Consider the following 19,377-nt stretch of genomic DNA (forward strand, 5'->3'; position numbering starts at 1 on the left):
AGCAGCCTTCTCTTATTTATCTTAAGTAGAAAGAATAATAACCTTCTCTACCTTTACTGTTTACACCTTCTATAATTACCCTGCCTCTTATTTTTTCCAATATATCCACTAATTTTTCTGGGTCATCTATGGCCACTCGGTTAATATCAGTAATAACAAAATCTTCTGATACGCCCACTCTTCTTAAAAGGCCATTTTGAATATTGAACACTTTCACACCATATTCAATTCCTAATAAATCTCTTTCTACTTTAGGTACAGATTCAAATTGAGCACCCAGAGACTCAGAGGTGTATATCTCTCTTTTAAGTATACTGGTGGTGCCTTCTCTATTGGTAAGTGATAGATTTGCGCTTTTCACTTTACCATCTCTTTTGTACGTAATGGATATTTTATCTCCAGGAGAGTGATAGCTGAGTTCCTCTTCAAATTCACTTCTGCTATTTACTGAGATGTTGTTTACTGAAAGAATGACGTCATTTTCTTCTAGTCCTGCTTTAGCGGCAGCACCGTCTTCTTGCACGTGGCTAAGTAGTACCCCTTCATAAGCGGCATTATCTTTAATATTGATGTCCATTCGCTTAGCGATAGCAGCATCAAAGTCAGATACTTCTCCACCAAAGAAAGCCTTCTGCACTTCTCCATATTCTATGAGGTCACCCACTATTTTCTTTACTATATCAATAGGTACAGCAAAACCATAACCAGCATAAGAGCCTGTCATAGATAAAATGGCCGTGTTTATACCTACTAACTCTCCACTTTTATTCACCAGTGCCCCACCACTATTACCAGGGTTAATGGCAGCATCTGTTTGTATAAATGATTCGATAGGGAATTTTCCTTGCAAAATGTTAATTTCTCGGCCTTTAGCACTCACTATACCAGCTGTTACGGTTGATGTAAGGTTAAAAGGGTTTCCTACTGCTATTACCCACTCACCAACATTGAGCTGCTTAGAGCTGCCAAGCGGAATGGCTGGCAGGGAGGCTCCGTCTACCTTAAGTACAGCCAGGTCAGTAGAAGGGTCAGTGCCTATTAGCTCAGCATCAAAGATTTTTTTGTTATACACTACTTCCAGTCTGTCAGCTCCCTGTACTACGTGGTTATTAGTTACAATATATCCGTCTTCAGAAAAAATCACCCCTGAACCGCTGCTGATCTGAGTCTGCTTGCCTGGGCTGCGGTCAAAGAACCAATCCAGGTAGCTGGTTCTGTAAGCAGTTTCTGAAATATTTTTAATGTATACCACGCTTTTGGTGCTGGTTTCAGAAGCTAAAACAAAGTCTGTGTCAGTAGCGGGTAAGCTAGAACGGTTGTTTTGCATCCGCTCACCATCATTGAACCTATTATTTACCAGTTGAAATTGGCTGCTGTCTGCGGCGGAAGAAGGGGCTATTTGATTGGTTTTATAAAGGTCAAAGACGTAAGCTCCTCCCAAACCGGCAGTAAAACTTAGTAGTATGATCTGAAGTGTTTTTCGCATATTTCTAATTTTTGCTGTTTAGTTATCAAAAATTGTGCAGTTATAAAGAACGTGACATTTTTGCGCAAGTTTTATATTATTCAGTTAATATTTGTTAAACACCTTTTGCTTTTTAGCACCTGCTATGAGCAAGAGTTATTTATCTTTGTGCCCATGGGAATACGATCAACTTTAAGCAAGCCGTTGGCTTCTTATGTGGTAAGGCAACAGAAGAAGTGGTCTGCCAGGCCGGGAGAGTATCAGAAAAAGGTTTTTGATGAACTTATCAGAAAGGCAGCTGCCACTAAATTTGGTAAGGATCATGGCTTTGCCGATATAAAAAATTTCAAGGACTTTCAGGAGAATGTGCCTATCAGAGATTATGAACAACTATCTCCTTACGTAAAGCAGGTGGTAGAAGGTAATAGTGATATCTTATGGCCAGGTAAACCTGAATATTTTGCTAAGACATCGGGCACTACTTCTGGCACTAAATATATTCCCATCACTAAAGATTCTATTCCTAATCATATTAATAGTGCTAAAAATGCCTTGCTGAGCTATGTGCATGAAACAGGGAAATCACAGTTTTTAGATGGCAAGCTGATTTTCCTTTCAGGGAGTCCTATTTTAACCCAGAAAGCAGGTATTAACACCGGTCGTTTGTCTGGTATTGTAAATCACCATGTGCCCGGCTACTTAAGAACTAACCAGATGCCGAGCTACGAAACCAATTGCATAGAAGACTGGGAAGAGAAGCTGGAGAAGATCATAGATGAGACTATAGATAAAGATATGAGCCTGATCTCGGGTATTCCTCCTTGGGTGCAAATGTATTTTGATAGAATACAGGCCAGAACGGGCAAGAAGATTAAAGATGTATTTCCAAACTTTGAGCTGTTTGTATACGGAGGGGTGAATTTTGAGCCTTATAAGGCCAAATTATATGAAAGTATTGGCAAACGCGTAGATTCTGTAGAGACTTACCCGGCATCAGAAGGCTTTATAGCCTATCAGGATAGCCAGACGGAAGAAGGGTTATTGCTGTTGGCTAATTCAGGAATATTCTTCGAGTTTGTTCCTGCAGATGAGTATTTTAATGAAAAACCTACCAGGCTTACTATAGATGAGGTGGAGGTAGGCGTAAATTATGCCGTGGTGCTTAGTAATAATGCAGGGCTGTGGGGCTATTCCATTGGTGATACAGTGAAGTTTGTTTCTAAATATCCGCACAGGCTATTAGTTACAGGGAGGATAAAGCATTTTATTTCCGCTTTTGGAGAGCATGTGATTGGAGAGGAAGTGGAAAAGGCAATGAAATTTACGCTTGAGAAGTTTACTGAAGCTGAGATTGTAGAGTTTACAGTAGCGCCACAAGTAACGCCGACTGAGGGACTGCCTTTGCATGAATGGTATATTGAGTTTTCAAACGCTCCATCAGATTTGAAAGCCTTTGAAAAAGAACTAAATTCGCAGCTTCAAAAATTAAACACTTACTATGATGATCTGCTTTCAGGTAATATTCTGAGAAACCTGGAAGTGATAGAGCTTAAGAGAGATTCCTTTATTAATTATATGAAATCACAGGGTAAGCTGGGGGGGCAGAATAAAGTGCCTCGTTTATCTAATGATAGGAAGATCGCTGATGCTTTGATTAATTATAGAGTATAACCTTGCAATGAGACTTCTTTTATCAGTATTGTTATTTTTAATGTGCAGCATCGCTGTGCTGGCACAGCCGGGAGCCATTGGAGATAGTGATGGTATAAAGGGCATTCACTATTCTAAAGAACAAGATCAATGGTTTGACGGTAGCGTGCAGTTAGACAACGGAAAAGTAGTAAAAGGAAAGCTCAACTATAACTACGTTACTGATGTAGTTACCTTAGAGAAAGGAGATGAACTCTACACTTTTACTTCTGAAAAAGTTGTTGAATTTCACTATTATAAAGGAAATGAGAAATGGGAATTCTATTCATTACCTTTAGTGGTAGGTCAAGAGCTTACCAGTAGAGCTAGATTTGGGTTTTACCATGTATTGGAGCAAGATAATAGTCGTGCCCTTTTGTCTAAATATGAGTTTTATTATGATGATAAAACTTACCCTAATGTGAAGAATATCATTAATATAAATACTCAAAACATGCTTTATCAAAGTCTGGTGGATCCTTTTTCTCAAGAAAGTGAGGGATCAATTATTAATGATAGTAATTGGAAGATTAAGAAATACATATATTTAATTAGTGAAGGCTCTGAGCCTTTGACTATTCTAGAGTCAACAAAGCCGGATAAATTAAAGGAATACTCAGGAATAATAGAATTTAATAGGAAGAGTCATAAGGATGCCGTTACAGGAAAAAGAGACTTTAAATTTAAATCCTTATATAAAGGAAAGCCTTACGATTTGTTCCCTGGATATGAAGAGCAAATCAAAGAATATATAAACGAACACCATCCTGATTTGAAAAGAGAACATGGCTGGGTGGAGCTGTTTCAGGTTAGAAGTGGTTTGGAATAAGATGTTTTAGTAAAATAAAAGTTTTGTCAGATAAAAGAAAAATAGCCATTCTGGGCTCTACAGGTTCAATCGGAACTCAGGCACTGGAAGTGATAGAGGCTAACCCCGATAAATTTGAGGTAGAAGTACTTACCGCTCAAAATAATTTTGAACTGCTAATACAGCAAGCCAAAAAATTTAAACCTAATGCTGTGGTAATAGCAAATGATGCTCATTATAAGACAGTATTTGAGGTTTTAGACCCTGAAGATATCAAAGTGTATGCAGGGGAAAATGCGCTGGCCGCTGTTGTAGATATGGACTCCATAGATTTGGTGCTCACCGCTTTGGTGGGTTACAGTGGAGTGAAGCCTACTATCAGAGCCATTGAAGCAGGTAAAAGTATAGCCTTAGCCAATAAAGAAACATTAGTGGTGGCGGGTGAGCTGATCACCAGAATGGCTCAGGAGAAGGGTATTAACATTTATCCTGTTGATTCTGAGCATTCCGCTATTTTTCAGTGCCTGGTAGGAGATTTTCATAATTCCATTGAAAAACTGATTCTCACGGCTTCCGGCGGGCCTTTCAGAGGCAAAACCAGAGAGGAATTGCTTCATGTTACTAAAAAGCAGGCTTTAAAACATCCTAATTGGGATATGGGCGCCAAAGTAACTATAGATTCTGCTTCTTTAATGAACAAAGGCCTCGAAGTGATTGAAGCTAAATGGCTTTTCGGAGTAAGTATTGATCAGATAGAGGTAGTGGTACATCCGCAGTCTATTGTACACTCTTTGGTGCAGTTTCAAGATGGTTCTATTAAAGCGCAGATGGGCCTTCCTGATATGAAATTGCCTATTCAATATGCGCTGGCTTACCCAGAGCGCCTTAAGTCAGATTTCCCCCGGTTTGATTTTATGCAGTACCCTCAACTGACTTTTGAGCAACCCGACACCGATACTTTCCGTAATTTAGCTTTAGCATTTGAAGCGATTAATAAAGGCGGTAATTTGCCTTGTATACTGAATGCTGCAAATGAAATAGCGGTAGAGGAATTTTTAAAAGATAATATTGGTTTTCTACAAATGTCAGACATTGTGGAGAAATGTATGGAGAAAATTTCGTTTATTAGTAGTCCTTCTTTTGAGGATTATGTAAATACGGATCAAGAGACAAGAATAAAAGCACTAGAATTAATAAAGTAAATGGAAGGATTAATTATGGCAGCTCAGATTATTCTGAGCTTATCAATTTTGGTTGGGCTGCACGAAATGGGCCACCTTTTAGCAGCGAAAGCCTTTGGGATGCGCGTTGAGCAATTTTCAATTGGGTTTCCTCCAAGAATATTCAGCTTTAAATATGGAGAGACAGAGTATGCCTTAAGTGCTATTCCTTTAGGCGGATTTGTGAAAATATCAGGGATGATAGACGAATCCATGGATAAAGAAGCGATGAAATTGCCTCCCAAACCTTATGAATTTAGATCTAAGCCAGCTTGGCAGAGACTGATTGTGATGCTAGGTGGTATTTTTGTAAACGTAGTTACTGGTGTTGTCATTTTCATTTTCCTCACCTTTATATATGGCGAAATGTTTATCTCTAATGATGCTATCAATGAAAATGGTGGTATCGTGGCTTTAGACCTGGGGCAGGAGCTTGGTTTAAAAACAGGTGATCAAGTCATTAAAATAAACGGCCAAAAAGTAGAAGACTTTTCTGAGATTCTTAATCCTAACACCTTTATGGGTACAGGCTCTTATTATACGGTGATCAGAGATGGAGAAAAAGTGAACGTGCCAATTCCTGGTAATTTCATTGATAAAATGAATAGTAAAGAGGCCCAAAGCAACTTTGTGTCTTTTAACTTACCTACTATAATTGAGCAAATTCAAGAGGGTTCCATTGCTGATAAAGTAGGAGTAGAAGAAGGAGACAGGATAGTAGAAATAAACGGGAAGCCATTTGAAGATCAAAAGGCTTTAGTGGAGTATGTGAAGAGCTACGAAGGAGATTCTGTTGACTTTAAAGTGAAGAGAGGAGAAGACGTGCTTAGCTTTACGCATGACTTTAAAAACGATACTATTCTTGGTGTAGGCTTCATTAATCCTGCAGATCTTTATACTGATCAGATAGAATATGGTTTTGGAGAATCTATTTCTAAAGGAACTAAGAAGGCTTTTGGTATAGTGTTTTTACAAATTAAAGCCTTTGGCAAAATGTTTAGTGGAGACCTTTCTGTTACTAAATCACTTTCCGGACCTATTGGAATAGCTAAAGCATATGGTGGAGAATGGATCTGGGAGCGTTTTTGGAGCATGACAGGCTTACTATCAATGGTCCTTGCCTTTATGAACCTGTTGCCGATACCAGCGCTAGATGGTGGGCACGTAATGTTCCTTACCTATGAGATGATTTCAGGGCGCAAGCCTTCAGATAAATTCCTGGAAAATGCACAGAAAATAGGTATGGCAGTGTTATTATTACTCATGGTCTTCGTTATTTTCAATGATATATTCAAGATAGAGTTTATACAAAACTTATTTGGAGGAGGAAGCTGATAAAAACCTTCATAGAACTTATTAGAGAGCCATCATTCCCATGATGGCTTTTTTTATGACTAATCTAAGTTGTGCTCCATTTATTATTCATATTACTACTTATCCTGCAATCGTATGATTTTTGGATTATTCGATTTAAAAAATTCAATTGATCTGTTTTGTTGATATTTCAAACGGATGCAGTAATTCACTTTCGAAATTTCGCTTGTTGATTTTTTGATTTAACCTCATTGTAATACTGCCTGTATAAACTTCTGTTAATTGCATTTATTAAATAAATAATATTCAGCATGTAGTATTATTTATTTGGAATGAAAAATTTTCACTTTTTCAAAATTGCAACGATTGCAATTTTAATATTTACAATGAGAGGTGATATTAACCCCTTAACTCTTTATTTTTTGCTAAAAAATATGCTCTTATAGGTGTAATATTTACCTAATCTTTGCTTGATTTGAGTATTGTTAGTGGAATGTTGGTTAAAATTTATACCTGATTATTTCCGAAATTACAAGAATTAGCTTTTCTTCGATATTTAATTGGCTAGAAACATATATCAAAATATAATTAACAAATCAATCTTAAATTAACTCCTTTATTATGCGTTTTATGATTTATACAGAATTATCTTCTTTTGTTCATATGGGCGGAAGTTTGGTTCTGGATGAGGCTATGGCTATCCAGCAGGAGGCTATTGATGTCGGGCTGTTTACGGCCAACAATGTCTGGATGATGGTCTCTACGGCATTGGTTTTTATTATGCACTTAGGGTTTGCTACGGTAGAAGCTGGCTTCGGACAGGCTAAAAACACAGTAAATATTCTGTTTAAAAATACATTAACACCAATCATCGGTTTGGTAACGTTTTATTTGATAGGTTTTAGTTTAATGTATCCTAGAACTGCAGAGCCTGGTTTTTTCATTGGGTTTGATGGTTTCTTCCCTCAAATGGGAGACGGAGATCAAACTTTTGCCTATACCAGCGGTGCTTATACCCGATGGACTGACTTTCTTTTTCAGGCCATGTTTGCCGCTACTGCTGCTACTATTGTATCAGGAGCCGTGGCGGAAAGAATCAAATTATCAGCTTACCTCATATTCACTCTTATTTTCGTAGGTCTGGTTTACCCGATAGTAGGTAGCTGGAAGTGGGGAACAGGATGGTTAGATGCATTAGGGTTTTATGATTTCGCTGGTTCTACTTTAGTACACTCTGTTGGTGGCTGGGGGGGCTTTAGCCGGAATTATAGTTCTTGGGCCTAGAATAGGTAAATATGTAGATGGTAAAGTGGTTGATAAGCCAGGTTCTAGTGTGCCGTTGGCTGTAATAGGAGTCTTTTTATTATGGTTAGGATGGTTCGGCTTTAACGGAGGATCTGTTCTTTCGGGAGATCCTGAGGCAGTGTCTTTAGTATTAGTAACCACTTCTTTGGCTGCTTGTACTGGTGGCTTGGGAGCTATGTTTACAGCGCTTTTCATGTTTAAAAGATTAGATCTGGGTATGGTGCTTAATGGTATTCTTGCCGGTTTGGTAGGTATTACTGCAGGAGCTGATGTTATTGCTCCTAACTATGCCTTACTAGTAGGTTTTATTGCCGGTATCCTAGTAGTGCTATCAGCAGTAACACTTGATAAATTACATTTAGATGACGTGGTAGGAGCGGTATCAGTACACCTTACATGTGGTGTTTGGGCTACTCTTGCTGTAGGAATTTTCGGATTTAAAGCCATGACTAATGATGATGGCGAGTTTATAAATGCAGCTGGTAATGTGGTAAGCAGCGCTGCAGAAGCAGCTAATGCATTAAGTTTTTCTTCTCAGCTAATAGGCGTAGCAGCATGTGGAGCTACGGCTTTTATTAGTGCTTTTGCTATATTCTTTATTTTGAAGAAAACAGTAGGAATTAGAGTTTCAGCAGAGCATGAGAGACAAGGGATGGATAGTCATGAGCATGGAATCAGAGGCTATACTATCATATATGATGAATAAGAAATATTAACACTTAACAATTAATATTTAACTGAAGTCACCCTGGAAGTGCTCTCACCCATCTTCCAGGGATTCATGACTTCGCAGCTAACATAACTATTAACCTTAACACAAAGTAAAATGAAAAAGTATTATTTATTACTATTAATGGCTACTTTTTTGATTTGTACAACACTTAAAGCACAGGATGATGAGATAGAGGAAAGTACCCCTTTATCCATATCAGGATCGGTCGATACTTACTATAAGTATGACTTTTCCGGCAACCCAAACATACCTACAAGTTTTGCCTCTGATCAGAATTCGTTTTCTATCGGTATGGTAAATCTTATTGCTTCGCAGCAAGTAGGTAAGGCCTCCTTTGTAGGAGATATTTCATTCGGCCCGAGAGGACAAGGACAGTCTATCCTCAATTCTGGAGCGGATGATAACTCCTTTCATATTCAGAATCTATATGTTGCCTATCAACTCAGTGATTTGGTAACAGTTTCTGCTGGGTATATGGGTACATTTGTAGGGTATGAAGTGATATCTCCTACGGGTAACTTCAATTACTCTACTTCTTACCTTTTTACTAGTGGACCATTTCAAAATGCAGGTTTAAAATTTGATTTTGCATTATCAGAGAAATTCGGTCTTATGGTAGGGGTATTTAATGACTGGAATGAATATACTGATATGACTTCCAGTAAAGATATTGGTCTGCAGCTGTCATATAGCCCAGCCGAAGGATATGACTTGTATTTTAACTTAATTACAGGGGAACAAAGCGGAACTGAGTTTGATATTACGGCCGGCCTTCAATTTACAGAATATTTTTATCTGGGCGTAAACGCAGCTACTTATGGCGCTAACGAGGAGCCTAAGCTTTTAAATACCGCAGAAGATACCGGGTTTTATGGCCTGGCAGTTTATCCTCAGGTGAAAATAACTGATGTTACCTCTTTAGGGTTCAGGTTTGAACATTTCGTGCAGAGAGATGCTATAGATGATATATCGGTTGATGCATTTACCTTTTCGGCTAATATAGGCTCTGGCAATCTTAAGTTTATTCCTGAGTTGAGGTATGATACTGCTTCTGAAGATGTATTTGCAGATTCAGATAATGAACCTACAGGAGGAGCATTTCAATTGGTAGCAGCGGCTGTTTATTCGTTTTAAATAAAATTATATGACATTTACTTCGGTAATATTGCTCACTTTTCTAACACTTTTGCCTGCTGATGGTAGTACTACTGATACTATTACCTATCAGAAGGTGGTGACCTGCACAGGGGTTGAGAAGCAGGTGCTGGAGAGCAGTCTCAAGGAGGCGGTTTATAATTTATATGACAGCAACGCGTTAAAAATAGTAAGTGATAAAATACAGATAAGCGTAGATATTAAGATTATCAATAGCTTAGTAGGCAAAGTGGGCAGCCCTGCCGGAGTACTTGATTTTACCATTGATATAGAGGTGAAGGATGAAAAATTCAGGTACACAGCATATGATTTTTATTTTACCCCAATGACTAGGAATAGATATGCCAAATTTGAGCTTGAAAAGGAAAAAACGGAACCCGTAATAGAGGAGAAGTTTAAGGGAAGAAAGACCTTGCTAAAGAAAATAACAAGACAAAGTGAGGAGTACCTTGATAGATTGAATAGTGAGCTCAGAGCTGAGGTAGTAAAAGAAAAAGATAAGAAAATCGAATGGTAACAAATATTAAATAATTCAAAAACTATGGGAAAGACAAAACTTGAATACGTTTGGCTTGACGGTTACAAGCCAACACAAACACTAAGAAGTAAAACTAAAATTGTTTCTGATTTTGATGGAAAGCTATCAAGCTGCCCTATGTGGTCTTTTGACGGTAGCTCTACTCAACAGGCAGAAGGTAATTCATCTGACTGTTTATTGAAACCTGTAGCTGTTTTCCCAGATCCTGATAGAAAAAATGGCTATTTGGTAATGACAGAAGTGCTTAACCCTGATGGAACTCCTCACGTGAGTAACGGTAGAGCGCTTATAGATGATGATGACAATGATTTCTGGTTTGGGTTTGAGCAAGAGTACTTCTTGTGGGATCCTTCTACTAACCTGCCATTAGGTTTCCCTACAGGTGGTTATCCTCGTCCGCAAGGACCTTACTACTGCTCTGTAGGTGCTAATAATGCCTATGGAAGAGAGATCGTGGAAGAGCATTTAGATCTTTGCTTAGAAGCAGGTATCAACGTAGAAGGTATCAATGCTGAGGTAGCTACTGGTCAGTGGGAGTTCCAAATTTTCGCTAAAGGAGCAGAGCAAGCAGGAGATCAGGTTTGGATTGCAAGATATCTTCTTGAAAGAACTGCTGAGAAATATGGTTTGGCTATCAACTGGCATCCAAAACCATTAAAAGGAGATTGGAATGGATCAGGTATGCATGCTAACTTCTCTAACAGCGTATTAAGAACTGCTGGAGCTAAAGATGCTTATGATACTATCTGCGAAGCATTCGGTCCGTTAGTGAAAGAGCATATCGAAGTATATGGAGCTGATAATGATCAGAGACTTACTGGTGCTCACGAAACCCAATCAATAGACAAATTTAGCTACGGAGTATCTGATAGAGGTGCTTCTATAAGAATTCCTATCGCTACAGTAGAAAATGGGTGGAAAGGATGGTTAGAAGACAGAAGACCTGCTTCTAATGGTGATCCTTATAAAATTGCAGCTCGTATTGTGAAGACGGTAAAAAAAGCGTCTGAAGTAGTTTCTGCTTAAGTAACTATTCTGAACCTAACAACATAAAAAAGAAGGAGACTTAGTGCTCCTTCTTTTTTTTGAATAAAGCTTCTAAGGCATTTTGAACTTCTTTAGCGGCATTATGCAGACTTTTTTCTACTTCATCCCACTTGTCTTTGTTGTTTTCTTTAAAATCATTGAACTCCGATTTTAGGGTCTCTTTATTTCGTTTGAGTTCATTGATCTCATCTTCATACTCCACTTCTGCTTTCTCTTTGGCTCTATGAAGATCCTTAATGAGTTCATCTATGCCTTTTCCTATGTCCTGAAAAACTTTTTCAGCCTTACCTTGAGTTTTTGATTCCATAATATAAGTTGTTTTTGACCTATATTTACTAACGAAAATCAGCTTTTCAAGGTTGTATAAGTGGTTGGATTCTTCCGTAAAAGGTTAAATGCAAAATTGTCTCAAAATGTTAATGAGAATAAGCGGCCTACAGATTATTTAACTAATCTTTTATGTTTTATATTTGTATCTCAGATGGTAAAGACGTTTTCAAAATATTTTTTAATGATAGGGCTTATGGCCTTTTTGATTACCGGATGTGCTACAAGCAAGCGCAATGGTAAATTGAAGAGAGGTAAGCCTATTCCATGCCCAATGAAAGATTGCTAATATGAAGAAAATAATACTGGCTATTGATGGATATTCAGCATGCGGCAAAAGCAGCACAGCTAAAGCAGTGGCAGCAGAGCTAGGATATACTTATATTGATTCAGGAGCCATGTATAGAGCTGTTACATTATATTTTCAGCAGCATCATATTAGTCTTACCAATGAAAAAGAGGTAGAAAACGCCCTTCAAAAAATCGATATCACTTTTCAAAATAATAAGGATAAAGTAACAGATACTTTTCTTAATGGTCTCAATGTAGAAGGCGAGATCCGTAAGATGTATATCTCAGAAAATGTGAGCCAAGTAAGTGCTTTAGAGTCCGTGAGGGAGGCTATGGTGGCTCAGCAAAGGAAGCTCGGTAAAAAGAGCGGAGTAGTGATGGATGGACGAGATATAGGTACTGTGGTATTTCCTGATGCCGAGCTAAAAATCTTCATGGAGGCGGATGTGTACGTGAGGGCAGGTAGAAGACAAAAGGAATTAATGGAAAAAGGGCAGCTGGTAGATCTTGCTGAGATTATCAGTAACCTGGAAAAAAGAGATAAAATAGATAGCAGTCGTGAGGTGAGTCCTTTAAGGAAAGCCGACGATGCTGTGGAAGTAGATAGTTCATTCCTTACTTTAGAAGAACAGGTAGACCACATTGTGAGACTGGCTCTGGGTAAGATATTGGAAGAGAAAAAAGAAACAATTAGCGCCTAAAAAGGGGCTAATTTTTATTTGTTTTAAATTAATACATTAATTTTTATTGTAGGAAAAATTGTTAATTTTGCCTCGATTTTAAAAGATAAGATTTGAATCTTAAAGTATAGCATGTCTAAATTCATCAAGCTAAAAAAGGGGTTTGATATCAACCTGGCGGGCAAAGCTGAAAAGAAGATCGCGGAAGTAGCACAACCGGAGACTTTTGCGTATAAGCCCACGAGTTTTCAAGGTATTTTAAGGCCAAAATTAAAGGTTAATGAGGGTGATGTTGTAAAAGCAGGTACTCCCATTCTCTTTGATAAGAAAAATGACAAGGTTCTTCACGTAGCTCCTGTAAGTGGCGAAGTGGTAGAGGTTAGAAGAGGAGCGAAGAGAAAGATCCTCGAGATTGTTATTTTGGCTGATAAAGAAATCCAATACGAAAGCTTTAAAAAGTATTCTGCATCAGAGCTAAGCTCTATTTCTAAGGAAGATGCAGTAGAACAGCTTCTAACAGGTGGTGTTTGGCCCAATATCATTCAGCGTCCATATGGAATAATAGCTGACCCTGAAGAGACGCCTAAGGCGATTTTTATCTCTGCATTTGATTCTCACCCTCTAGCTCCTGACTTTGATGTCTTGTTCAAAGGTCAGGAAACGTATTTTCAGGCGGGTGTAGATGTGTTGAAAAAGCTGACCACCGGGCAGGTTCACGTTAACGTGAATGCTGATGCCGAAGTGTCTCCTGTTTTCTCACAGGTAAAAAATGCTGAAATCAATAAGTTTTCTGGTCCTCACCCTGCAGGTAACGTTGGGGTGCAGATTCATCATTTAGATCCTATTAGTAAAGGTGATATAGCCTGGACGGTTACTCCTTATGGCGTAATCCAGATAGGTAAACTTTTCCTTGAAGGTAAACATGATGCTTCTCGTTTAGTAGCCGTGGCTGGTTCTGAAGTAGCCAAACCACAATACTACAAAACGTATACAGGAGCAAATATTAAGAAGTTTGTTGAAGGCAACCTTAAAAATGATCACGTAAGATACGTTTCTGGTAATGCTCTTACCGGAACTAGAATTGAGCTTGATGGTCACTTAGGTTTCTTTGATAACCTGCTTACCGTGTTGCCAGAAGGAGATCAATATGAAATGTTGGGATGGATACTTCCTACCACAAAGAAATTGAGTTTCCATAGAGCCTTCGGTCTGTTATCATTCCTTAATCCTAAAAAGGAATATGTATTAGATACCAATACCAAAGGTGAGCCTAGAGCTTTTGTTCAAACAGGAGTGTTTGAAAAGGTATTACCAATGGATATTCTTCCTACCTATTTACTGAAAGCTATCTTGGCAGAAGATTTTGACGAGATGGAAGCTCTTGGTATTTATGAAGTAATCGAAGAAGATTTAGCTCTTTGTGAGTTTGTGGATGTGTCTAAGCATGATGTCCAGGAAATCATAAGAGAAGGAATTAATTTGATGCAATATAGTTAACAGAATATAGATTCATAGGATGAAATTTTTAAGAGATGCACTAGATAAAGTAAAGCCCCACTTCGAGAAGGGAGGAAAATGGGAGAAGTTTTACTATTTATATGAAGCGCATGAAACCTTCTTTTTCGCTCCTGATCATACCACTAGGTCTACAGGTGCGCAAATAAAAGATGCGATAGACATGAAGCGTTTGATGATGACTGTTATCATCGCATTGATTCCATGTCTGTTATTCGGTATCTATAACGTGGGTTATCAGCACTTTATTGCTTTAGGTCAGCCAGATGCTTCATTAGGAGACATGGTTATGATAGGAGCAATACAAGTATTACCTGTCGTTGTGGTTTCATATGCAGTAGGTTTGGGAGTAGAGTTCGTTTTTTCTGTAATAAGGCAACACCCTGTAAACGAAGGGTTCCTTGTTACTGGTATGCTTATTCCTTTGGTATTGCCACCAGATATTCCTTTATGGCAAGTGGCATTAGCAACTGTATTCGCTGTTATTATAGCTAAAGAAGCTTTTGGAGGTACAGGTATGAACGTGTTAAACGTAGCCTTAACAGCCAGAGCATTTTTATATTTCGCTTACCCTAGCCAGATTTCTGGTGATGTATGGACTTACATTGGAGAAAATAGCCAGGCGGTAGACGGATTCACGGGAGCTACTCCTTTAGCCATTGGAGCTCAGGTAGTAGAAAACGGAGAAGGTTTTGTTCAAACATTAAATCAATACGGACAAGGTTGGGCTGACGGTATATTCAGCTTCTCTAATATGTTCTTCGGCTTCATGCCAGGTTGTATTGGTGAAACCTCAACTTTAATGTGTTTAATAGGAGCTGTTATATTAGCAATAACCGGAGTAGGAAGCTGGAAAGTAATGGTAAGTGTATTTGGCGGTGCTTATGCTATGGGATGGTTATTAAACCTATTAGCAGTAAACGAATATATGGCTATGCCTCCTCACTATCACTTAGTAATAGGTGGTCTTGCTTTTGGAGCTGTTTATATGGCTACAGACCCTGTTACTGCAGCACATACAGAAACTGGTAAATGGATATACGGATTATTAATAGGTATGCTTACCGTAGTAATTCGAGTATTTAACCCAGCTTATCCGGAGGGAATTATGCTAGCCATTCTGTTAATGAATGTATTCGCTCCTCTAATTGATCACTATGTAGTAATTGCTAATAAAAAAAGGAGGTTACAACGTGCGACAGTCTAACGCTTATATAATAATATTCACAGCAGTAATGACCGTAATTGTAGGTGGTCTGCTGTCACTTGCTTCTCAAGGGCTGGCTCCAGCTCAGAAGAAGTCTATAGAACTGGATACCAAAACTCAAATTTTGTCTTCTGTTATGGACAGAGAAAAATTAAGTGCTATGAAGCCTAATGAGATTTTGGAAATGTATGATGAGCACATCAAATCTACAGTAGTAGATTATAGTGGTAACGAAGTTACTAAAGATGAAAAAGGTGCTGATATCCAGGCAGAGAATGTTGATGTTCTTAAAAATTACAAAAAGAAGCCTGAAGATAGATTATATCCTGTGTTTAAATACAGAAAGGATCCTGCAAGTAAAGAGGTTTATGCCTATATTTTACCTATCTATGGAGCAGGATTATGGGATAAAATCTGGGGATTTGCAGCTATAGAGAATGATTTGAACACAATTGCGGGTGTATCTTTTGATCACAAAGGAGAAACCCCCGGACTTGGAGCGAGAATAGCTACTCCTCAAATTCAACAAAGATACGTAGGTAAGAAGATTTTTAACGAGCAAGGGAACTTGGTTTCTGTTAGTATGTTAAAAGGTGAAGGACACACTAATATTTCAGATCATGAAGTAGATGGAATGTCTGGAGCTACATTAACAGGAAAAGGAGTTAACGCTATGCTTAAGAATTATCTTTCTTGTTATAAGGCCTATTTTGAAAAACTTAATTCAGGTGAAATGGCTACTCTTTAATGAGAGCCATATTTTTGATACGAAGAGTTTAATATTATGAGTACTGAAACTTTAGAACAAAAAAAGGAAGCGGTAGTAAAGCAGCCTGCTGAAGCTCTTTTTTCGAAAAGGAGAAAAAGACTGGTTTCCGATCCTTTAAGTGAAGATAACCCAATTACAGTACAGGTTCTTGGAATATGTTCGGCATTAGCGGTAACAGTGAAAATACAGCCAACCCTTATTATGGCCATAGCTGTAACTTTCGTAATTGCAGCTTCTAACCTTATTATTTCATTAATAAGAAACCTTGTACCTAACAGGATAAGAATTATAGTACAACTAGCAGTAATTGCTACTCTGGTAACCTTGGTAAGTGAAGTGCTTAAGGCTTATAGCTATGATATGTATAAAGTATTAGGAGCTTTCGTAGGTCTTATCATTACCAACTGTATCGTAATGGGTCGCCTTGAAGCATTTGCGATGGCTAATAAACCTTATGACTCTGTATTAGACGGACTCGGTAGCGGATTTGGTTATGCTTGGGTAATTTTGGCGGTGGCTTTCTTTAGAGAGTTATTTGGCTCAGGATCTATCCTTGATTTCAAAATCTTCGAAGCTATCGGTTGGGATAACTTCCCTACTAATGGTCTTATGGTAGATTCTATTGGTGCATTTATGGTGCTGGGAATCCTCATATGGGTACAGAGGTCCAAAACAGGTTACGTAGAACATTAAAAACATTAACAATGGAATTAGTTAGTTTAGGAATAAAATCCATATTCATTGATAACATGATCTTCGCATACTTCTTAGGTATGTGTTCATTTCTTGCTGTATCAAAGAAGGTATCTACGGCTATTGGTCTTGGAGCTGCTGTAGTTTTCGTACTTACTATTACAGTACCTGTAAACTGGTTGTTACAGGAATATATACTAAAAGAAGGGGCTCTTTCATGGTTAGGCGCTGGCTTTTCTGATGTAAGCCTTGAGTTTTTACAATTCATTATGTTCATCGCTATTATTGCTGGTATTGTACAGTTAGTAGAGATGATCATTGAGAAATTCTCTCCTTCTTTATATGGTTCTTTAGGTATTTTCTTACCACTTATCGCGGTAAACTGTGCCATTTTAGGATCATCACTATTTATGGTTCAAAGAGATTACACTATTTCTGAAGCTGCCGTTTACGGATTTGGATCAGGAATTGGTTGGATGCTTGCTATCGTGGCCTTAGCGGCTATTAGAGAGAAATTAAAATATTCAAATGTACCTGATGGATTAAAAGGTTTAGGGATTACTATGTTAATCACTGGCTTAATGGGTATAGCCTTTAAATCATTCATTGGTATTGCTCTATAGATAGAAACAAAATTTTAATAACTTTAAGGGGTTTCTGTTTACAGAAGCCCCTTTTTTTATGTTATAAGAGTAAAAAAATATGAGTAAATTCACCTTCAACAGGTTCTTGTCTTATTTCTTCAGAGGCTTAGTGTTTGTAGTGCCTTTAGCCCTGACTATATATATCATCTATGAAATATTAGATTGGCTGGATAGCCTCATACCTGTGAATATACCAGGGTTGGGCTTGGTCATAATTATAGTTAATATAACCTTTTTAGGTTATTTGGCTTCTTTCTTTATAACAAGGCCATTCTTTGATCAGCTAGAAAAGTATTTAGTCAAAATACCTTTGGTTAACATTATTTATACTTCAATTAAAGACTTAATAGGAGCTTTTGTAGGTGATCAGAAGAAGTTTAATGTGCCGGTTACGGTAGCATTAACTGAAGGGGGTGCTATTCTGAAAATAGGATTTATCACCCAAACTGATCTTGAGATGCTCGACCTGCCAGGCTATGTTTCTGTGTATTTACCTCACTCTTATAACTTTTCCGGAAATCATTTTCTTGTAGATAAAATGCATGTTAAGCCCTTGAATATGAACGGTGCCGATGCTATGAAATTCGTAGTTTCCGGTGGTGTTTCTGGCTTAGATGAAAAGGTAGATTAGATTATATTATGCGTAGAAAACTTCTTTCAGATGGAGCTAATAAGCTCGAATATGAAATACGTCAAATTGTACAAAAAGCTGAGCAGGTAGCTGCCTGTGGAGTACCTATAACTTGGGAAAATATCGGGGACCCGATTCAGAAAAACGCAAAAATACCTGATTGGATCAAAGAGGTGGTGTCTGATCTGGTAACTATCGATAAAAGCTATGGCTATTGCCATTCTAAAGGTGTCTTGGAGACACGCGAATTTTTAGCAGACAGAACCAATAAACTTGGTGGTGTTCAAATTACCGCGAATGATGTGCTGTTCTTTAATGGTTTGGGAGATGCTATCTCTAAGCTGTATCAATATTTACCTCCAACCTCTAGAATAATAGGGCCGTCGCCGGCTTATTCTACCCATTCAAGTGCAGAAGCGGCTCATGCTAGTAGTAATGCCCTTACTTATAAGCTGGATCATGAAAATTCTTGGTACCCAGATTTAGAAGAGTTATACAATAAGGTAAAATATAATCCTAACATAGTAGGTATACTGATTATTAATCCTGATAATCCTACCGGTATGATTTACCCTGTAGAGTATCTGGAGAAAATAGTTAAAATAGCTGAAGAATTTGATCTGCTTCTCATTAGTGATGAGATTTATATGGCTATTACACAGCCAAATATGCATACCTTACCTTTAGCGAAAATGCTTGGAGATAGACCAGGAATATCTCTAAAGGGTATATCTAAGGAGTTGCCTTGGCCTGGCTCACGCTGTGGATGGATGGAATTCTATAATAGAGATAAGGATAGCCAGTTTAACAGTTTCTGTAAGTCATTAGAAGATGCAAAAACTCTTGAAGTGTGCTCTACCACTTTACCTCAAATGGCCATTCCAAGGGTGTTTTCACATCCTAAATATCAGGAATATATAATTGATCGGAATCAGCAGATATATAGAAGAAATAAGTTGATCACTGAGATATTGAAAGATGTAAAAGGGATCAAATATATAGAGACAAAAGGCGCTTTTTATAACACTATATTATTTGAAGATGATGTGCTGAATGATAAGCAAGAGCTTCAAACTGATAATGAAGGGATAAAAAAACTTCTTCAAGAGTGGATTACTCCAGGAATGGATTATGATAAAAGGTTTACATATTACCTATTAGCCACTAAAGGTATTTGTATAGTTCCGATATCTTCATTTCAATCTGATTTACTTGGGTTTAGAGTCACCCTATTGGAAGAGAATGAGGAAATGTTGGTGAATACCTTCGAAACGCTGAGAGATGCTATTAATGAATATTTGAATTCATAAAAATGGAAAAGGGAGGTTGATAAGTTTCAGCCTCCC

17 protein-coding genes and 1 pseudogene are annotated in these 19,377 nt (G+C 38.0%); 16 read left to right on the plus strand and 2 right to left on the minus strand.

Features of this window, described 5'->3' with window-relative positions; all coding sequences use genetic code 11:
- Positions 1-16 precede the first annotated feature (16 nt).
- Entirely contained in the window at positions 17-1,486 is a 1,470-nt protein-coding gene (locus tag LVD15_RS12520; RefSeq protein WP_233780659.1) for a S1C family serine protease, read from the minus strand.
- Between the two features lie 153 nt (positions 1,487-1,639).
- On the opposite strand from LVD15_RS12520, the gene LVD15_RS12525 reads away from it, so the two are divergent.
- The 8 genes and pseudogenes from LVD15_RS12525 (at position 1,640) to LVD15_RS12560 (ending at position 11,253) form a co-directional block, all read left to right on the plus strand.
- Positions 1,640-3,136, plus strand: coding sequence for a GH3 auxin-responsive promoter family protein (locus LVD15_RS12525; RefSeq protein WP_233780660.1), 1,497 nt, complete (start codon positions 1,640-1,642; stop codon positions 3,134-3,136).
- 7 nt (positions 3,137-3,143) lie between these two features.
- A complete protein-coding gene (locus LVD15_RS12530) occupies positions 3,144-3,983 on the plus strand; it encodes a hypothetical protein (RefSeq protein WP_233780661.1) in 840 nt (279 codons plus the stop codon).
- A gap of 23 nt (positions 3,984-4,006) precedes the next feature.
- Complete coding sequence (locus tag LVD15_RS12535; protein ID WP_233780662.1) at positions 4,007-5,164, plus strand: 1-deoxy-D-xylulose-5-phosphate reductoisomerase; 1,158 nt, start codon at positions 4,007-4,009, stop codon at positions 5,162-5,164.
- On the plus strand, positions 5,165-6,517 hold the full coding sequence (rseP, locus tag LVD15_RS12540; protein ID WP_233780663.1) for an RIP metalloprotease RseP: 1,353 nt from the start codon (positions 5,165-5,167) through the stop codon (positions 6,515-6,517).
- A gap of 672 nt (positions 6,518-7,189) precedes the next feature.
- Positions 7,190-8,507: pseudogene (locus LVD15_RS12545) on the plus strand (ammonium transporter).
- Positions 8,508-8,627: 120 nt separating this feature from the next.
- The gene (locus LVD15_RS12550; protein WP_233780664.1) at positions 8,628-9,668 is read left to right on the plus strand and encodes an outer membrane beta-barrel protein; all 1,041 of its coding nucleotides are present in this window, start codon (positions 8,628-8,630) and stop codon (positions 9,666-9,668) included.
- Positions 9,669-9,678: 10 nt separating this feature from the next.
- A complete protein-coding gene (locus tag LVD15_RS12555) occupies positions 9,679-10,206 on the plus strand; it encodes a hypothetical protein (protein WP_233780665.1) in 528 nt (175 codons plus the stop codon).
- Between the two features lie 24 nt (positions 10,207-10,230).
- A complete protein-coding gene (locus tag LVD15_RS12560) occupies positions 10,231-11,253 on the plus strand; it encodes a glutamine synthetase beta-grasp domain-containing protein (protein ID WP_233780666.1) in 1,023 nt (340 codons plus the stop codon).
- Positions 11,254-11,293: 40 nt separating this feature from the next.
- On the opposite strand, the gene LVD15_RS12565 is transcribed toward LVD15_RS12560, so the two are convergent.
- The gene (locus tag LVD15_RS12565; RefSeq protein ID WP_233780667.1) at positions 11,294-11,581 is read right to left on the minus strand and encodes a sll1863 family stress response protein; all 288 of its coding nucleotides are present in this window, start codon (positions 11,579-11,581) and stop codon (positions 11,294-11,296) included.
- Between the two features lie 310 nt (positions 11,582-11,891).
- Here LVD15_RS12565 and cmk point away from each other — a divergent pair, with 310 nt between their 5' ends.
- From cmk to LVD15_RS12605, 8 genes are all read left to right on the plus strand, one after another.
- Positions 11,892-12,593 carry a (d)CMP kinase gene (gene cmk, locus LVD15_RS12570; RefSeq protein WP_233780668.1) on the plus strand — a complete coding sequence of 234 codons (702 nt, stop codon included), beginning with the start codon at positions 11,892-11,894 and terminating at the stop codon, positions 12,591-12,593.
- A 111-nt stretch (positions 12,594-12,704) separates the two neighbouring features.
- The gene (locus tag LVD15_RS12575; RefSeq protein WP_233780669.1) at positions 12,705-14,069 is read left to right on the plus strand and encodes a Na(+)-translocating NADH-quinone reductase subunit A; all 1,365 of its coding nucleotides are present in this window, start codon (positions 12,705-12,707) and stop codon (positions 14,067-14,069) included.
- 19 nt (positions 14,070-14,088) lie between these two features.
- A complete protein-coding gene (locus LVD15_RS12580) occupies positions 14,089-15,294 on the plus strand; it encodes an NADH:ubiquinone reductase (Na(+)-transporting) subunit B (RefSeq protein WP_233780670.1) in 1,206 nt (401 codons plus the stop codon).
- A gap of 28 nt (positions 15,295-15,322) precedes the next feature.
- Positions 15,323-16,042, plus strand: coding sequence for an NADH:ubiquinone reductase (Na(+)-transporting) subunit C (gene nqrC / locus LVD15_RS12585; RefSeq protein ID WP_233780671.1), 720 nt, complete (start codon positions 15,323-15,325; stop codon positions 16,040-16,042).
- Positions 16,043-16,078: 36 nt separating this feature from the next.
- A complete protein-coding gene (locus LVD15_RS12590; RefSeq protein ID WP_233780672.1) occupies positions 16,079-16,756 on the plus strand; it encodes an NADH:ubiquinone reductase (Na(+)-transporting) subunit D in 678 nt (225 codons plus the stop codon).
- An 11-nt stretch (positions 16,757-16,767) separates the two neighbouring features.
- The gene (nqrE, locus tag LVD15_RS12595; protein ID WP_233780673.1) at positions 16,768-17,379 is read left to right on the plus strand and encodes an NADH:ubiquinone reductase (Na(+)-transporting) subunit E; all 612 of its coding nucleotides are present in this window, start codon (positions 16,768-16,770) and stop codon (positions 17,377-17,379) included.
- Between the two features lie 79 nt (positions 17,380-17,458).
- The gene (locus LVD15_RS12600; RefSeq protein ID WP_233780674.1) at positions 17,459-18,031 is read left to right on the plus strand and encodes a DUF502 domain-containing protein; all 573 of its coding nucleotides are present in this window, start codon (positions 17,459-17,461) and stop codon (positions 18,029-18,031) included.
- A gap of 8 nt (positions 18,032-18,039) precedes the next feature.
- A complete protein-coding gene (locus LVD15_RS12605; protein ID WP_233780675.1) occupies positions 18,040-19,341 on the plus strand; it encodes a pyridoxal phosphate-dependent aminotransferase in 1,302 nt (433 codons plus the stop codon).
- Positions 19,342-19,377 lie beyond the last annotated feature (36 nt).

Source organism: Fulvivirga maritima (genome assembly GCF_021389955.1).
Classification (GTDB): domain Bacteria; phylum Bacteroidota; class Bacteroidia; order Cytophagales; family Cyclobacteriaceae; genus Fulvivirga; species Fulvivirga maritima.